The organism is Pseudomonas sp. S3_G06 (assembly GCF_054667565.1).
The window spans coordinates 476,845-489,930 of sequence record NZ_CP162738.1 but is presented as its reverse complement, the minus strand read 5'-3'; the positions used below and the strand labels follow the sequence as shown (position 1 = coordinate 489,930).

9 protein-coding genes are annotated in these 13,086 nt (G+C 60.3%); 4 read left to right on the top strand and 5 right to left on the bottom strand.

All coding sequences use genetic code 11. From position 1 onward, the window contains the following. Positions 1-142 precede the first annotated feature (142 nt). Positions 143-958, bottom strand: a complete 816-nt coding sequence (locus AB4N47_RS02265) for a carbon-nitrogen hydrolase family protein (protein ID WP_341638879.1) — start codon at positions 956-958, stop codon at positions 143-145. Between the two features lie 124 nt (positions 959-1,082). Here AB4N47_RS02265 and AB4N47_RS02260 point away from each other — a divergent pair, with 124 nt between their 5' ends. Both AB4N47_RS02260 and AB4N47_RS02255 read left to right on the top strand, forming a co-directional pair. Next, positions 1,083-1,883 carry a helix-turn-helix transcriptional regulator gene (locus AB4N47_RS02260; RefSeq protein ID WP_125917676.1) on the top strand — a complete coding sequence of 267 codons (801 nt, stop codon included), beginning with the start codon at positions 1,083-1,085 and terminating at the stop codon, positions 1,881-1,883. A 158-nt stretch (positions 1,884-2,041) separates the two neighbouring features. After that, positions 2,042-3,661: an FMN-binding glutamate synthase family protein gene (locus tag AB4N47_RS02255; protein ID WP_341638878.1), complete on the top strand. Its 1,620-nt coding sequence runs from the start codon at positions 2,042-2,044 to the stop codon at positions 3,659-3,661. 77 nt (positions 3,662-3,738) lie between these two features. On the opposite strand, the gene AB4N47_RS02250 is transcribed toward AB4N47_RS02255, so the two are convergent. Next, positions 3,739-5,160, bottom strand: a complete 1,422-nt coding sequence (locus AB4N47_RS02250; RefSeq protein ID WP_341638877.1) for an amino acid permease — start codon at positions 5,158-5,160, stop codon at positions 3,739-3,741. 472 nt (positions 5,161-5,632) lie between these two features. Here AB4N47_RS02250 and AB4N47_RS02245 point away from each other — a divergent pair, with 472 nt between their 5' ends. Together AB4N47_RS02245 and AB4N47_RS02240 are read left to right on the top strand one after the other, a co-directional pair. Next, positions 5,633-6,091, top strand: coding sequence for an REP-associated tyrosine transposase (locus tag AB4N47_RS02245; RefSeq protein WP_073473226.1), 459 nt, complete (start codon positions 5,633-5,635; stop codon positions 6,089-6,091). A gap of 1,062 nt (positions 6,092-7,153) precedes the next feature. Further along, on the top strand, positions 7,154-10,297 hold the full coding sequence (locus tag AB4N47_RS02240; RefSeq protein ID WP_341638876.1) for a transglycosylase domain-containing protein: 3,144 nt from the start codon (positions 7,154-7,156) through the stop codon (positions 10,295-10,297). A 144-nt stretch (positions 10,298-10,441) separates the two neighbouring features. Here AB4N47_RS02240 and AB4N47_RS02235 read toward each other — a convergent pair whose 3' ends face one another. The 3 genes from AB4N47_RS02235 to AB4N47_RS02225 are packed head-to-tail and all read right to left on the bottom strand — an operon-like array spanning position 10,442 to position 13,011. Further along, a complete protein-coding gene (locus AB4N47_RS02235; RefSeq protein WP_341638875.1) occupies positions 10,442-11,686 on the bottom strand; it encodes a hypothetical protein in 1,245 nt (414 codons plus the stop codon). A 47-nt stretch (positions 11,687-11,733) separates the two neighbouring features. Then, positions 11,734-12,234, bottom strand: coding sequence for a CS1 type fimbrial major subunit (locus AB4N47_RS02230; RefSeq protein ID WP_341638874.1), 501 nt, complete (start codon positions 12,232-12,234; stop codon positions 11,734-11,736). 33 nt (positions 12,235-12,267) lie between these two features. Continuing rightward, the gene (locus tag AB4N47_RS02225) at positions 12,268-13,011 is read right to left on the bottom strand and encodes a molecular chaperone (RefSeq protein ID WP_341638873.1); all 744 of its coding nucleotides are present in this window, start codon (positions 13,009-13,011) and stop codon (positions 12,268-12,270) included. Positions 13,012-13,086 lie beyond the last annotated feature (75 nt).

Below are 13,086 nucleotides of genomic sequence, written 5' to 3'. Positions count from 1 at the left end.
CGGCAAAAATTTCGGGTGTGGCTGATCGTTCCCACGCTCTGCGTGGGAATGCCTCAATGGACGCTCTGCGTCCGCTCTTGGGACGCGGAGCGTCCCGGGCTGCGTTCCCACGCAGAGCGTGGGAACGATCAGGTACAGCAGGTCAAGGAATCAGCAGCTCGCGCAGACCAGAAGCCTGCTCCACCACCTCCCCCGGCAACTTCAAACGCTGATCATCCAGATAGCGATAATCCTTGCGCGCAATCTCCAGTTGCGTGAAATCCAGCTCGACCCTGAACCGCCCTTCTTCGCGTCCAGCCTCGAACAGCAGGGTCCCCAGCGGATCGACCAGCGCACTGCCGCCGGCAAACACCAGGCCGTCATCCCCTGCATCAACGCGATTGACCATCAGCGCAAACGCCTGGTTTTCCTGGGCGCGGGCCATGATCGCGGTGCGGTGGGTGGGGCCGTACGGGTCCATGTTGCCGTTGGTGACGATGAGCAATTCCGCACCCAGTTGCGCCAGGGCGCGGGCGGTTTCCGGGAACTCGATGTCGTAGCAGACCAACAGGCCCACGCGCACACCGTTCCACACGCAGGTGGCGTAACGGTCGCCGGCTTCGAACACGCCGCGATCCGAAGCCCACAGATGGGTCTTGCGGTATTTCAGGGCGATGCCTTCGGGTGTGATCAGCAGCGTGGTGTTGTAGAAGCGGCCGTTGTCGTTCTCGGCCATGCCGATCACCACAGCGATGTCACGCTCACGCGCTGCTGCGAGCACGGCGCTGACGGTCGGGCCGTCGAGCGGTTCGGCGATCTGCGCCACGGTTTCGGCGTTGGGGAAGCCCATCAGGTGGGTTTCCGGGAACACGATCATCTGCGTGTCGGCCGCGCAGGCAGCAATCGCCGCCAGTGCGCGTTGCAGGTTGTAAGCCGTGTCGTTGTCACGGCCCGCCAGTTGGGCGAGTTCGACTTTCATGGTTATCCCTTGTTATGTGGCCCGGCCCGGAAAGATTGCCCGGTGCCTGTCTGTGGGCCAGTATGCGCAGCAAGCAACCGGCCAGGGAATCACGCGGCCGGGGTAACCCGATAGGGGTAGATCGATGACACTTTCGTTGAATGACATCACTTGGCACCGCGCCGTCGGGCAATTGATCGACGCGCTCGACAAGCCGAATTTCTGGGCGCAACTGGTGCGCCTGCTAGAGCAGTACGTGGCGTTCGATAGCTGGGTGGTGCTGCTGTTCAGCGCCGATCAGCATCCGCAAGTCTTCGCCGAATGCCCCGGCGAGGACGGCAGCCCGGACCCGCTGTTCCAGGATTACCTGCGCGGGCTGTATCTGCTCGATCCGTTCTACATCGCCTGCCGCGAGCACTCGCGCACCGGCCTGTATCGCCTCTCGGAAGTCGCGCCGGAGCATTTCGAGCTGACCGAGTACTACCAGCGATACTTTCGTCTGAATGTGGTGGCCGACGAAATCCAGTTCAATTGCCAGCTCGAAGGCGAGCGCACGCTGTGCCTGTCGCTGGGCAGTGAAAAACGTTTCACTGGTGAACAGATCGCTTTGCTGTCTTTGATTCAACCGTGGGTGCTGGGTCTGTTGCGCCAGCGCTTGCCATACGAGATCAACGAAACCGTGGCCCTCGCCGTCGCACCTGCGCAGGCAGACTGGCGGGTGCAACTGGAAGCGTCGGTGCAACAGCTCAAAGGCGCACAACTGACCGCGCGGGAACTGGACGTCGGGCGTTTAATGCTCAGCGGTTGTTCCAGCAAAGAAATCGCCCGCAAGCTGGAAATCTCCGTGGAAACCGTGAAAGTCCATAAGAAACACATGTACAGCAAGCTGGGGATCAAATCCCAGTCCGAGCTGTTTTCGATTTTTCTGCAGGCGCAGAACGCCTGAAACAGTGTGCTTAACGCTTTTTGTGGGAGCGAGCCTGCTCGCGAAGAGGCCCGCATGGCCGACATCAAGGTTGGCTGGTCCGCCGTCTTCGCGAGCAGGCTCGCTCCCACAGAAATGCGTGCCGTTGCACAAAATTGAGTCCGAACCAAGGAACCCGTATGAGCCTGTCGCTGCTGAGCCGCTACGCCTTCTTTGCCATCTGTGTGATTTTCACCCTCGCCAGCCTGCCCTTTCTCGAACATGACTGGCTGTGGCCGATCACTGCCGTCACTGGGGTGCTGAGCCTGCTCGGCGTGTTCGACTTGTTGCAGACGCGCCATGCAGTGCGCCGCAATTATCCGATTCTGGGCAACATCCGTTATCTGGTCGAAGGCATCCGCCCGGAGATTCGTCAATATCTACTCGAATCCGACAGCGACGCCCTGCCCTTTTCCCGCGCCCAGCGTTCGCTGGTGTACTCGCGAGCGAAAAACGAAACCGCCGACAAACCGTTCGGCACGCTGATCGACGTCTACCAGTCCGGCTTCGAATTCATCGGCCACTCGATGCGCCCGGCGCCGTTGAGTGACCCGAACGGTTTCCGCGTCACTGTCGGCGGGCCGCAGTGCACGCAGCCCTACTCGGCGTCGATCTTCAATATTTCGGCAATGAGCTTCGGCTCGCTCAGCGCCAACGCCATTCGCGCCTTGAACCAGGGCGCGAAACTCGGCAACTTTGCCCACGACACCGGTGAAGGCAGCATCAGCCCGTATCACCGCGAACACGGCGGCGATCTGACCTGGGAGCTGGGCAGCGGCTACTTCGGCTGCCGCACCAGCGACGGCCGTTTCGACCCGGAGCGCTTCGCCGCGCAGGCGCAGAATCCGCAAGTGCGCATGATCGAAATCAAGATGAGCCAGGGCGCCAAGCCCGGCCACGGCGGCATCCTGCCCAAGCACAAGGTCACCAAAGAAATCGCAGAGACCCGCGGCATCCTGATGGGCGAAGACTGCGTTTCGCCGTCGCGCCACAGTGCGTTTTCAACGCCGATCGAGATGATGCAGTTCATCCAGCAACTGCGCGAACTGTCCGGTGGCAAGCCGGTGGGCTTCAAGTTCTGCCTTGGCCATCCGTGGGAATTCATGGGCATTGCGAAAGCCATGCTGGAAACCGGCATCCTTCCCGACTTTATCGTCGTCGATGGCAAGGAAGGCGGCACTGGCGCAGCGCCTGTCGAGTTCACCGACCACATCGGCGTGCCGATGCGCGAAGGCTTGCTGTTCGTGCACAACACGCTGGTCGGCCTGAACCTGCGCGACAAGATCAAACTCGGCGCCAGCGGCAAGATCGTCAGCGCCTTCGACATCGCCAGCGTGCTGGCCATCGGCGCCGACTGGGCCAACTCGGCGCGCGGCTTCATGTTCGCCATCGGCTGCATCCAGTCGCAGTCGTGCCACACCAACAAATGCCCGACCGGCGTTGCCACTCAGGACGCCTTGCGCCAACGCGCTCTGGTGGTGCCGGACAAAGCCGAGCGCGTCTACAACTTCCATCGCAGCACGCTCAAAGCGCTGGCGGAGATGCTCGCTGCTGCCGGGCTTGATCATCCTTCGCAACTGTCGGCCAAGCATCTGGTGCGTCGCATGTCGGCAACCGAGATCAAACTGTTCTCGCAGTTGCATGTGTTTCTGAAACCGGGGGAACTGCTTACCGGCGAAGTGAATGGCGAGTTCTATTCGCGGATGTGGCAGATGGCGCGGGCGGACAGTTTTGAGCCGCAGGAAGTGGTAGCGGCGTAAGACTGGCGATCAGCTCGCTCGAACCAAAAAAGCCCCGATCTTGCGACCGGGGCTTTGTTTTTTTCAGCGGCTGGAACTTACGAAATCGAACGCACCGCGTCTTGCGAAACCTGGTTCGGCTGCAACTTGAACACGTAAAACAACACCGTCAGCAACACCAGAAACGCCGGCCCGACATACAGCGCCACGCGGGTATCCGGGAAGTACGCCATCAGGCCGACCACCAGTACCAGAAACGCCAAGGCGAAATACGAACTGACCGGGTACAGCCACATTTTGTACTTGAGCCCGGCACGTTCGCTGGCGCTCAGGCCTTTGCGGAATTTCAGCTGGGCGAGAAGGATCATCACCCAGGTCCAGATCGCACCGAAGGTGGCAATCGAGGTGACCCAGACGAAGACCTTTTCCGGCACCAGATAGTTGAGCACTACGCCCAGCAGCAACACCGCGATCGACAGCAACAGCGCCCGACGCGGCACGCCGTTGTTCGAGGTCTTGGCGAAACCGGCCGGGGCCTGGCCGTTCTGCGCCAGGCTGTAGAGCATGCGCCCGGTGCTGAAGATGCCGCCGTTGCACGACGACAGCGCCGCAGTAATCACCACGAAGTTGATGATACCGGCGGCGGTCTTGATGCCCAGCCGCTCGAAGGTCATCACGAACGGGCTGCCCTGGGTGCCGATTTCGTTCCACGGGTAGATCGACAGAATCACGAACAGCGCGCCGACGTAGAACAGCAGAATCCGCCAGAACACCGAGCCGATCGCGTCAGGAATGGTCTTTTGCGGATTCTTCGCTTCACCGGCGGTCAGGCCGATCATCTCGACACCGAGGTAGGCGAACATGACCATTTGCAGCGACATCAGCACACCGGTCACGCCGTTGGGCATGAAACCGCCGTGGGCCCACAGGTTGGAAATGCCCAGCGCCACGCCGTCATTGCCGAAACCGAAGGCGATGATGCCGATGCCGCCGATGACCATGGCAATGATGGTGACAATCTTGATCAGGGCGAACCAGAATTCGAATTCGCCGAAGGCTTTCACCGCGATCAGGTTGATCGAGCCCATGCTGATCAACGCCGCCAGGGCCCAGATCCAGCGCGGCACATCGGGGAACCAGATACCCATGTACACCGCCACCGCAGTGATTTCCGCGACGCAGGTCACCAGCCACAGAAACCAGTAATTCCAACCGGTGAGAAAGCCTGCCAGCGGACCGAGATAATCCTGCGCGTAGCGGCTGAACGAACCGGCCACCGGGTTATGCACGGCCATTTCGCCAAGGGCGCGCATGATCACCAGGATCGCCAGACCGCCAAGGATGTAGGAAAGCATGATCGCCGGACCGGCCATCTGGATGGCTTTGGCCGAACCGAGAAACAGGCCGACGCCGATACAGGCACCGAGCGCCATCAGGCGGATATGCCGTTCGCCGAGTTCACGTTTGAGCGGACCGCCCGAAGCGGTGTCGCCGTGCGGCAGATGATTGCCAACTGGCATAGGGGTACAACCTCGTCTTGTTATTGGATATGACCACCGGGTTTCGAAGCGTCGGCCGATAGGCCTTGGCTGGGCAGGAAACCGCGTCGGCTTCGTGGGCAGACGCGTCTTGCAGGGCGGGCCTGAAAGATCAGCGGGGCATGCAGTATAAAAAGCTCAGGGCAGGATTTTTCACTCTAAAAGTCACAACATTCAGCGACAACTCTCGGCAATAGTGGGTTCCTCGGAGAGGCATTACCTGCATTCCGTAGGAAAAGTCGCCACTGAAAAAGCCGCGAAGTATTGCACAGCGATGGTGCAGCGTCATGTTTCAGCTCTGGGGCATTTGATCCACTGTGTGATGTCTCGCCTCGCTTGATCACGGATAAATCGCCCTACGGATTCAGAAATTTCGTTCAACAGTTGCAGCGCCGACCGGGGCGGCCAACCACTAACCTTTGAAAAAGCCAGGAGCACATGCAAGGAAGCTCACATGCCAGTCCGCCCCAATTCCCACCGTCTGCGCCAAGGTCGTTTCTCGGAAAACGGTCGTGCCTATTTCATCACCTCAGTCATCCACGAACGCCAGCCCGTATTTGCAGATTGGCAGACCGGCCGATTACTGGTTGCCGAACTGCGCCGGGCTCATGAGCAAGGAGTCGCGCAATCCATCGCCTGGGTTGTCATGCCTGACCACTTTCATTGGCTGATGCAATTGCAACGAGGCTCACTTGGCGAAGTCATCGGCGGTGTAAAGGCTCGCTGTACGCATGCGGTTAACAGAAAAACCGGACGTCACGGACCGCTGTGGCAAACCGGCTACCACGACCGTGCGATCCGTGACGGCGAGGACCTGGAGCCCTTTGCCCGCTACATCATCAATAATCCTTTGCGAGCCGGGCTGGTCGATAACCTCGGTGACTACCCGCTTTGGGATGCCTGCTGGCTCTGAGCGCCATAGTTCTATGGAATAGGTGTATCTATTGTGGCGAGGGGATTCATCCCCGCTCGGCTGCGAAGCAGGCGCAACTTGCTCACATGCGGTGGGCCTGTAGAAACTGTGGTGGCAGGTTTTGGGGTTGCTTTGCAGCCCAACGGGGATGAATCCCCTCGCCACAGGGAATCCATTGCTCGCATAGACACATCATGGGGATTTGAACAACATCCTTGTGGCGACGGGATTTATCCCCGCTCGGCTGCGCAGCAGTCGCCATTTGCTCACATGCGGTGGGCCTGTAGAAACTGTGGTGGCAGGTTTTGGGGCCGCTTCGCAGCCCAGCGGGGATGAATCCCCTCGCCACAGGGGGTTCATTGCTCGCACAGACACATCATGGGGATTTGAACAGCATCCTTGTGGCGAGGGGATTTATCCCCGCTCGACTGCGCAGCAGGCGCAACTCGCTCACATGCGGTGGGCCTGTAGAAACCGTGCTGGCAGGTTTCGGGGCTGCTTTGCAGCCCAACGGGGATGAATCCCCTCGCCACAGGGAATCCATTGCTCGCATAGACACATCATGGGGATTTGAACAGCATCCTTGTGGCGAGGGGATTTATCCCCGCTCGGCTGCGCAGCAGTCGCTATTTGCTCACATGCGGTGGGCCTGTAGAAACTGTGGTGGCAGGTTTTGGGGCTGCTTTGCAGCCCAACGGGGATAAATCCCCTCGCCACGGGAGTTCCCGCAAGACTGATAAATCTGCTGGCCACAGGGAGTCCATTGCTCACGCAGACACATCCTTGGAATGTGAACAGCATCCTTGTGGCGAGGGGATTTATCCCCGCTCGGCTGCGCAGCAGTCGCCATTTGCTCACACGCGGTGTGCCTGTAGAAACTGTGGTGGCAGGTTTTGGGGCTGCTTTGCAGCCCAGCGGGGATGAATCCCCTCGCCACAGTGTTTGTTCCGGTTTTATTCAGACAAAGCGCCGGCTCCGCTCTTCACATTTTTTTCACCGGCTTCAACCACCGTCTAAGCTTCAGACAAGTCCGATCAATCTGCGTGAATGGATCAGTCGACTATGGGCGCTTTGTGGCAAACCGATTCGAGTAAAACCGTGGTTCAGACTGAAAGTGTGAATGAAGCGCCTGTCCCTGAAAAACCCCGTCGCAACCGGCACGGGTGGAAGGCTTTCTGGTTGCTGTTTTTGATCATTGCGGTGGTGGTGGGACTCGCCGCGTCCAAGGAAATGCGCACCTCGCGCTTTCAGGCGCGGGAGCTGAGCCAGTACGCCACTTCGCTGACCTACAAACTTGAACCCGGCCCCAGCGAAGCGATTCGTTATCCGGGCAACGGCCCGTTCGATCTGCGCCTGGGTTACAGCTCTCTGGACGAATTCCTGCCGCGTCTGCTCAAGCGCAACTATGTGATCACCGAGCAGACACGCTTCTCCCCTGCCCTGCTCGGTTACACCGACAAAGGCCTGTTCGTGCCGTATTCGGAAAAGATTCAGGCCGGGCTGTCGATCACCGATTGCCGAGGCGCGCCGCTGTATCGATACAACTATCCGCAGCAACTGTATGCCGACTTCGCGGCGATTCCGCCGGTGGTGGTCAGCAGTTTGCTGTTCATCGAAAACCGCTTTCTGCTCGATCCGAAACAACCGCTGGCCAACCCGGCGGTGGACTGGCCGCGTTTCGGCATGGCCGCGTGGTCGCAAGTGGCGAAACTGCTGCGCCTGCCCGGGCAATCGGCCGGCGGCAGTACCCTGGCGACGCAACTGGAAAAGTATCGCCACTCGCCCGATGGCCTGACCGTGTCGGGCGCGGAGAAGATCCGCCAGATGGTTTCCGCCAGCGTGCGCGCCTATCAGGATGGCCCAGAGACCCTCGGTTCGCGGCAGAACATCGTGCGCGACTATCTCAACAGCGTGCCGCTCTCGGCGGTACCCGGCCACGGTGAAGTGCACGGCATGGCCGAAGGTTTGCGAGTCTGGTACGGCAGTGATTTCAACAAGGCCAACGAGCAACTGAACAGCCCGAAGACCGATCCGCAGACCATGGCCGCCAAAGGCCTGGCCCTGCGCGAAATGCTCTCGCTGATGATCGCCCAGCGCCGCCCTTCGCATTACCTGACCAAGGGCCGCGAGGAACTGGCCAGCCTCACCGACAGCCACCTGCGCCTGCTCAAGCAGAACGGCGTGATCGACAGCGCTCTGGCCGACGCCGCGCTGGCAAGCACCGTGTCATACCGCGACTGGCAGACCCAGCCAACGATGCAGCCGATTGAAACCAACAAAGGCATCAGCGTTGCCCGCAGTCGTTTGGCGAGCATGCTCAACCGGCCGCTTTACGACCTCGATCGTCTCGACCTGTCAGCCACCAGCACCCTGCAGGGCGATCTGCAAACCCAGGCCACGGCTTATCTGAAAAAACTTGCCGACCCGGCCTATGCCGCGGAAATCGGTCTGCTCGGCGAACGCCTGCTGACGCCGACCAGCACCACGCAAGTGCGCTACAGCTTCACCTTGTTCGAACTGACCCCGGACGGCTCGCGCGTACGCGTGCAGACCGACAGCACCGATCAGCCGTTCGACATCAACGAAGGCAGCAAGCTCGAACTCGGCTCCACGGCGAAAATGCGTGTGCTGACCACGTACCTGCAAATCGTCGCCGAGCTGCACGACAAATACGGCACGATGAGCGGACCGGAACTGAAAAAAGTCGAAGTGCCCGATCAGGACCGCCTCAGCCGCTGGGTCATCGACTACCTGATCCAGAACAAGGATCACGATCTGTCGAAGCTGCTCGGCGCCGCGCTGGATCGCAAATATTCAGCCAGCCCCGGCGAGGCGTTTTTTACCGGCGGCGGCCTGCACAGATTCAACAACTTCCGCAAAGAGGACAACGGTCGCCTGCCGACCCTGCGCGATTCGCTGCGCGAGTCGATCAACCTGCCGTTCATTCGGCTGATGCGCGACATCGTCCGTTACACCACCTACTCAGGCCCCAACGGCGAATTGCTCAAGGATGATCGCGACCCGCGCCGTCAGGAATATCTGGCCAGTTTCGCCGACCGCGAAGGCACCTCGTTCCTGCTCAAGTTCTGGAAGAAGTACAAGAACAAGGACACCCAGGCGCGCCTGGATACCTTCCTCGACAGCATCCGCCCGACGCCGATTCGCATGGCAGCGGTGCACCGTTATCTATTGCCGGATGCCAGCCAGGAAGACTTCAACAGCTTTGTTCGCGCCCACCTCAAAGGCGCCAGGCTCAAGGAGAAACTCACCGATGACCGCCTGATCCGCCTCTACGATGCCTACGGCCCCGGCAGTTACGATTTGCCCGACCAGGGTTTCATCGCCAAGGTGCATCCGCTGGACCTGTGGATGATGGGTTATCTGCTGCATCACCCGGAAGCGACCTTCAGCGAGATCGTCAAGGCCAGCCATTTTGAACGTCAGGAAGTCTACAGCTGGCTGTTCAAGAGCCGGCACAAAGGCGCGCGCGACAGCCGCATCCGCACAATGCTCGAGATCGAAGCGTTCCTCGACATTCATCAGCGCTGGCAGAAAGTCGGCTACCCGTTCGATCACCTGGTGCCGTCACTGGCCACTGCCATTGGCAGTTCCGGCGACCGCCCGGCGGCGCTCGCCGAGCTGATCGGCACCATCCTCAACGACGGCGTACGCATGCCGACGCTGCGCATCGACAGCCTGCATTTCGCCGCCGATACGCCGTACGAAACCAGACTGGTCAACGACCCGCACGTGGGTAAACGGGTGATGCCGGTGGAAGTCGCCCGGGCCATGCGCGAGGCGTTGTCGCAAGTGGTCGATGCCGGTACCGCCAAACGGTTGTCGGGCAGTTTCAAATTGCCCGACGGCACGCCGCTGGCCATGGGTGGCAAGACCGGCACCGGCGACAACCGCATTGCGGCGATCGGCTCCGGCGGGCGGATCATCAGTTCGAAGTCGATCAACCGCACGGCGACCTTCGTGTTCTACATCGGCGATCACCATTTCGGCACGCTTACCGCGTTCGTCCCAGGTCGCTCGGCAGAGAACTTCAAGTTCACCTCGGCCCTGCCCACGCAAGTGCTCAAGGGCATGGCGCCGATTCTCACGCCGTATCTGCAACCGGGCAGTGACTCGCAATGTCGTCCGGCGGAAAATCCACCCGTGGTTACCACCGGGCCGGCGCAGTTGGCAATCCTGTCCGGATGACATCGCATTACTGCTCTTGCTTCTGTCGCATACACCGCGAGGGGTCCTGCCAGGTTGGCCCCGTGCAGCCGCGCGAGTCGCTGGGGCCCGATCGAGCGTCTGAACGCAGCCAGACTCGCATGGGTTGCTTGACCGGAATCGCGCTTAACCTACCTCTGAATCCCAGATCACCGTGACATTGCCCGAATAGCTGCGCGCTTGCCCTTCCCTGATCATTCTTTCCACCGCATCGCGGGCCACTTCGAAATGCAGCGTGCCCACCTTGCGGTCCAGATAAAAGCTCGGCTGAAACAACTCGGTGCCCGTGCCATCGCGCAGCAATCGCCGGCGATTGACCGCTTGTCCGGCGCCATCGGTCAGCCCGTTAGGCAGGCTGACGCTGACTTCCAGTGGTACCGCATGGCCGGTGCTCGATTCCCGTATCAAGCAGTCGTTGACGAAGAAGTACTGGCACTCGATGTTCATCTTGAAGCGGCTCGAGGCCGAGATATTGAACGTCTGGTCACGCATCAGTCGGGTCGGCTTGCGGCCCTCGTTCAGCCACGACTGCCAACCGCCCACCGGTTGCAGCGCCACGCGGTTGCCGCCGGGAGGAATATCGACCTTCATGGTGTGCGTAACCCTCAGATTGAAATTGAGGGTCAGAATCGAGTCGCTCGGGATCATCACATCGCCCATGTCGAAATCCATGTTCGGACCGACGGTGTAGGTAATGGCACCGGTGTAGTCGCCAGCATCCATTTTCAGCGGATCCGGCGTGCGCAGTTCGTAGGCGTAGACGAAATACTGATAGTTCATGCCAAGCGGGATATCGAACAGAGCTTTCTTGGCGCACACCCCCGCCCCTTCCGGAACTCTCCAGAAACTGTTGTAACCATAATGTCCCGCTGTATAGGTACCGACACTCAGACATGGTGGCGGAGCGAAGACCCAGCCGCCGCCTTCCCATAAGTCATCCCACCAGCCGCCTCCGGTCAACTCGACGACCGGCAACGGGAAGCCCGCCTCGTGACCAACACCGGCGATTCTCACCTCGACAACGTGGCTATCACCGGCAGCGTTGGTCACCGAAACAGTCCTCCATTCGGACGGCACTTTGGCCATGCCACCCTGGCGCGGATCCGCATGGTTGGCCTGAATCGGCGCATTGGCGGCGAACGGGATGTGCGCGATCAGGCTGAACAGCCCCAAAGACTCGCACGCTGCCGGGACCTGACGGCAGAAACCTTCGGATGGGGTCTGATTCTTGAACTGATTTTTTTGCGGATTGGCAAAGTCCGGCTCGAAGGTGGCATCAATGTTGTGCACTTCGGCCGCTGCCGCAGCGCTGAACAACGTCAACAGCAATCCGATCCATGGGCGGATGCCCGGGGCGCTAGAAAAAATCATGGGTGGTCTCCAGAAAATACTTCGATACCAGCATTGCGCGAGCCATCTCACTCGCCAGGCGCTCGGGCACTGAACAGCAACAGCACGTTGCCGGCGTAATCCCCGGGGCGGTAGCCGCCCTCCGGGCTGATCGGGTCGATCTGCAACAGCACCCGTGTCCCCGCAGCGGCCTCGGCCTGCGACACCACCTCGCGCGGCGCCATCTCGGCGCTCAGCTCCACCTTGTTAAAGGTCACGCGCAGACTGATATCGTCTGCCGGCCGACCGTTCGAAAGGTAGGGCGCGGATTCCAGCCGCGCTTCAATCGCACTGGTGTCGTGACGCACATCAAAGTACTTGCGCACACTGCCCAGGCTTGAGGTCGAGTGATTCCAGTCGAGCCGCTGCGGTCGGTGAATCCAGTCCGGCACCGCCGGAATGATGTAGAACGAACGGTTTGGCACTTCCACTGTCACTTCGAACGTGTGTGCTTCCCGAGCCGCCCAGGCCGCATCGCTGGTCAGAGCCGCCGCGGCTATCAGCGCGACGACGGTGCATTGCTTGATCATGTTGGTTACCCGTTGCGTCAATGAAAAGCAGACCTAGCGGCTGCTGACCGTCAGGGTCTTCTTCTCGCTGCCTTCGATCAGGAAGAAGCGGTACCCACGGCCCTTTTCCTTGTCGAAAGCGAACGTCTTGCCCGCCAGCACATGGTGTTTGGTGGTCACACCGCAGTCGGTTTCGTCGCTCAACGAGCAGTTTCTGAACTCGTCGACAATCACCACGGTGTTGCCGTCATTGCGCAATTCGTAGCGGCTGTCGGTTTCATTGATCGTCGTGGCGAACCGTGCGTCCTTGGGCCGTACGAAGAACACCGTGCCGAAACCGGTCATCACGTTGACCCCGGCCGTCAGTGCCTTTTTGTAGTCTTCCCGTTCTTCCTGGCTGACAGCGAACTCGTCTTCCATTTCCGGCACCACCGGCACGAATCGCACGCGGAAGTAACGCTCGCGATCGCGTTCACCCATGTACAGCAAGCGGGTGCCCTGCATGCCCTCGGCCGGGACGATCAGCCGCGCCGGGCTGGCCATCAGGCCGTTGCGCGAAGCGCCGTCGGCAGCGTTCTCAACCGGGATTTCCTTCGGCGTGCCGTCGGCATCGTAGACAATCTCCAGAACGTTTACCTTGACGAACGCGGTGGCATCGCCGCTGTTGAACACCCGTTTCAGATAGGTACTCTTGTCGCCATCCATATAGTCGTACACCGTACCGACATTGATCTGCGGCCCGGCCTGCGCCGTCAGGCAAAACACGCTGAGCACGCCCAGCAAAAAACCACGGTTCATCACTTCAACTCCATGAAAAAAAGGAACAAGGCGCCGGCGCGCACGTTCATGTCGGCTTCCCGGATAACGCTGATA

Coding starts and splice junctions, on each gene's coding strand:
- AB4N47_RS02245 (WP_073473226.1), top strand. CDS start 5,633: ATGCCAGTCCGCCCCAATTCCCACCGTCTGCGCCAAGGTCGTTTCTCG.
- AB4N47_RS02240 (WP_341638876.1), top strand. CDS start 7,154: ATGGGCGCTTTGTGGCAAACCGATTCGAGTAAAACCGTGGTTCAGACT.
- AB4N47_RS02260 (WP_125917676.1), top strand. CDS start 1,083: ATGACACTTTCGTTGAATGACATCACTTGGCACCGCGCCGTCGGGCAA.
- AB4N47_RS02255 (WP_341638878.1), top strand. CDS start 2,042: ATGAGCCTGTCGCTGCTGAGCCGCTACGCCTTCTTTGCCATCTGTGTG.
- AB4N47_RS02225 (WP_341638873.1), bottom strand. CDS start 13,011: ATGAACCGTGGTTTTTTGCTGGGCGTGCTCAGCGTGTTTTGCCTGACG.
- AB4N47_RS02265 (WP_341638879.1), bottom strand. CDS start 958: ATGAAAGTCGAACTCGCCCAACTGGCGGGCCGTGACAACGACACGGCT.
- AB4N47_RS02230 (WP_341638874.1), bottom strand. CDS start 12,234: ATGATCAAGCAATGCACCGTCGTCGCGCTGATAGCCGCGGCGGCTCTG.
- AB4N47_RS02235 (WP_341638875.1), bottom strand. CDS start 11,686: ATGATTTTTTCTAGCGCCCCGGGCATCCGCCCATGGATCGGATTGCTG.
- AB4N47_RS02250 (WP_341638877.1), bottom strand. CDS start 5,160: ATGCCAGTTGGCAATCATCTGCCGCACGGCGACACCGCTTCGGGCGGT.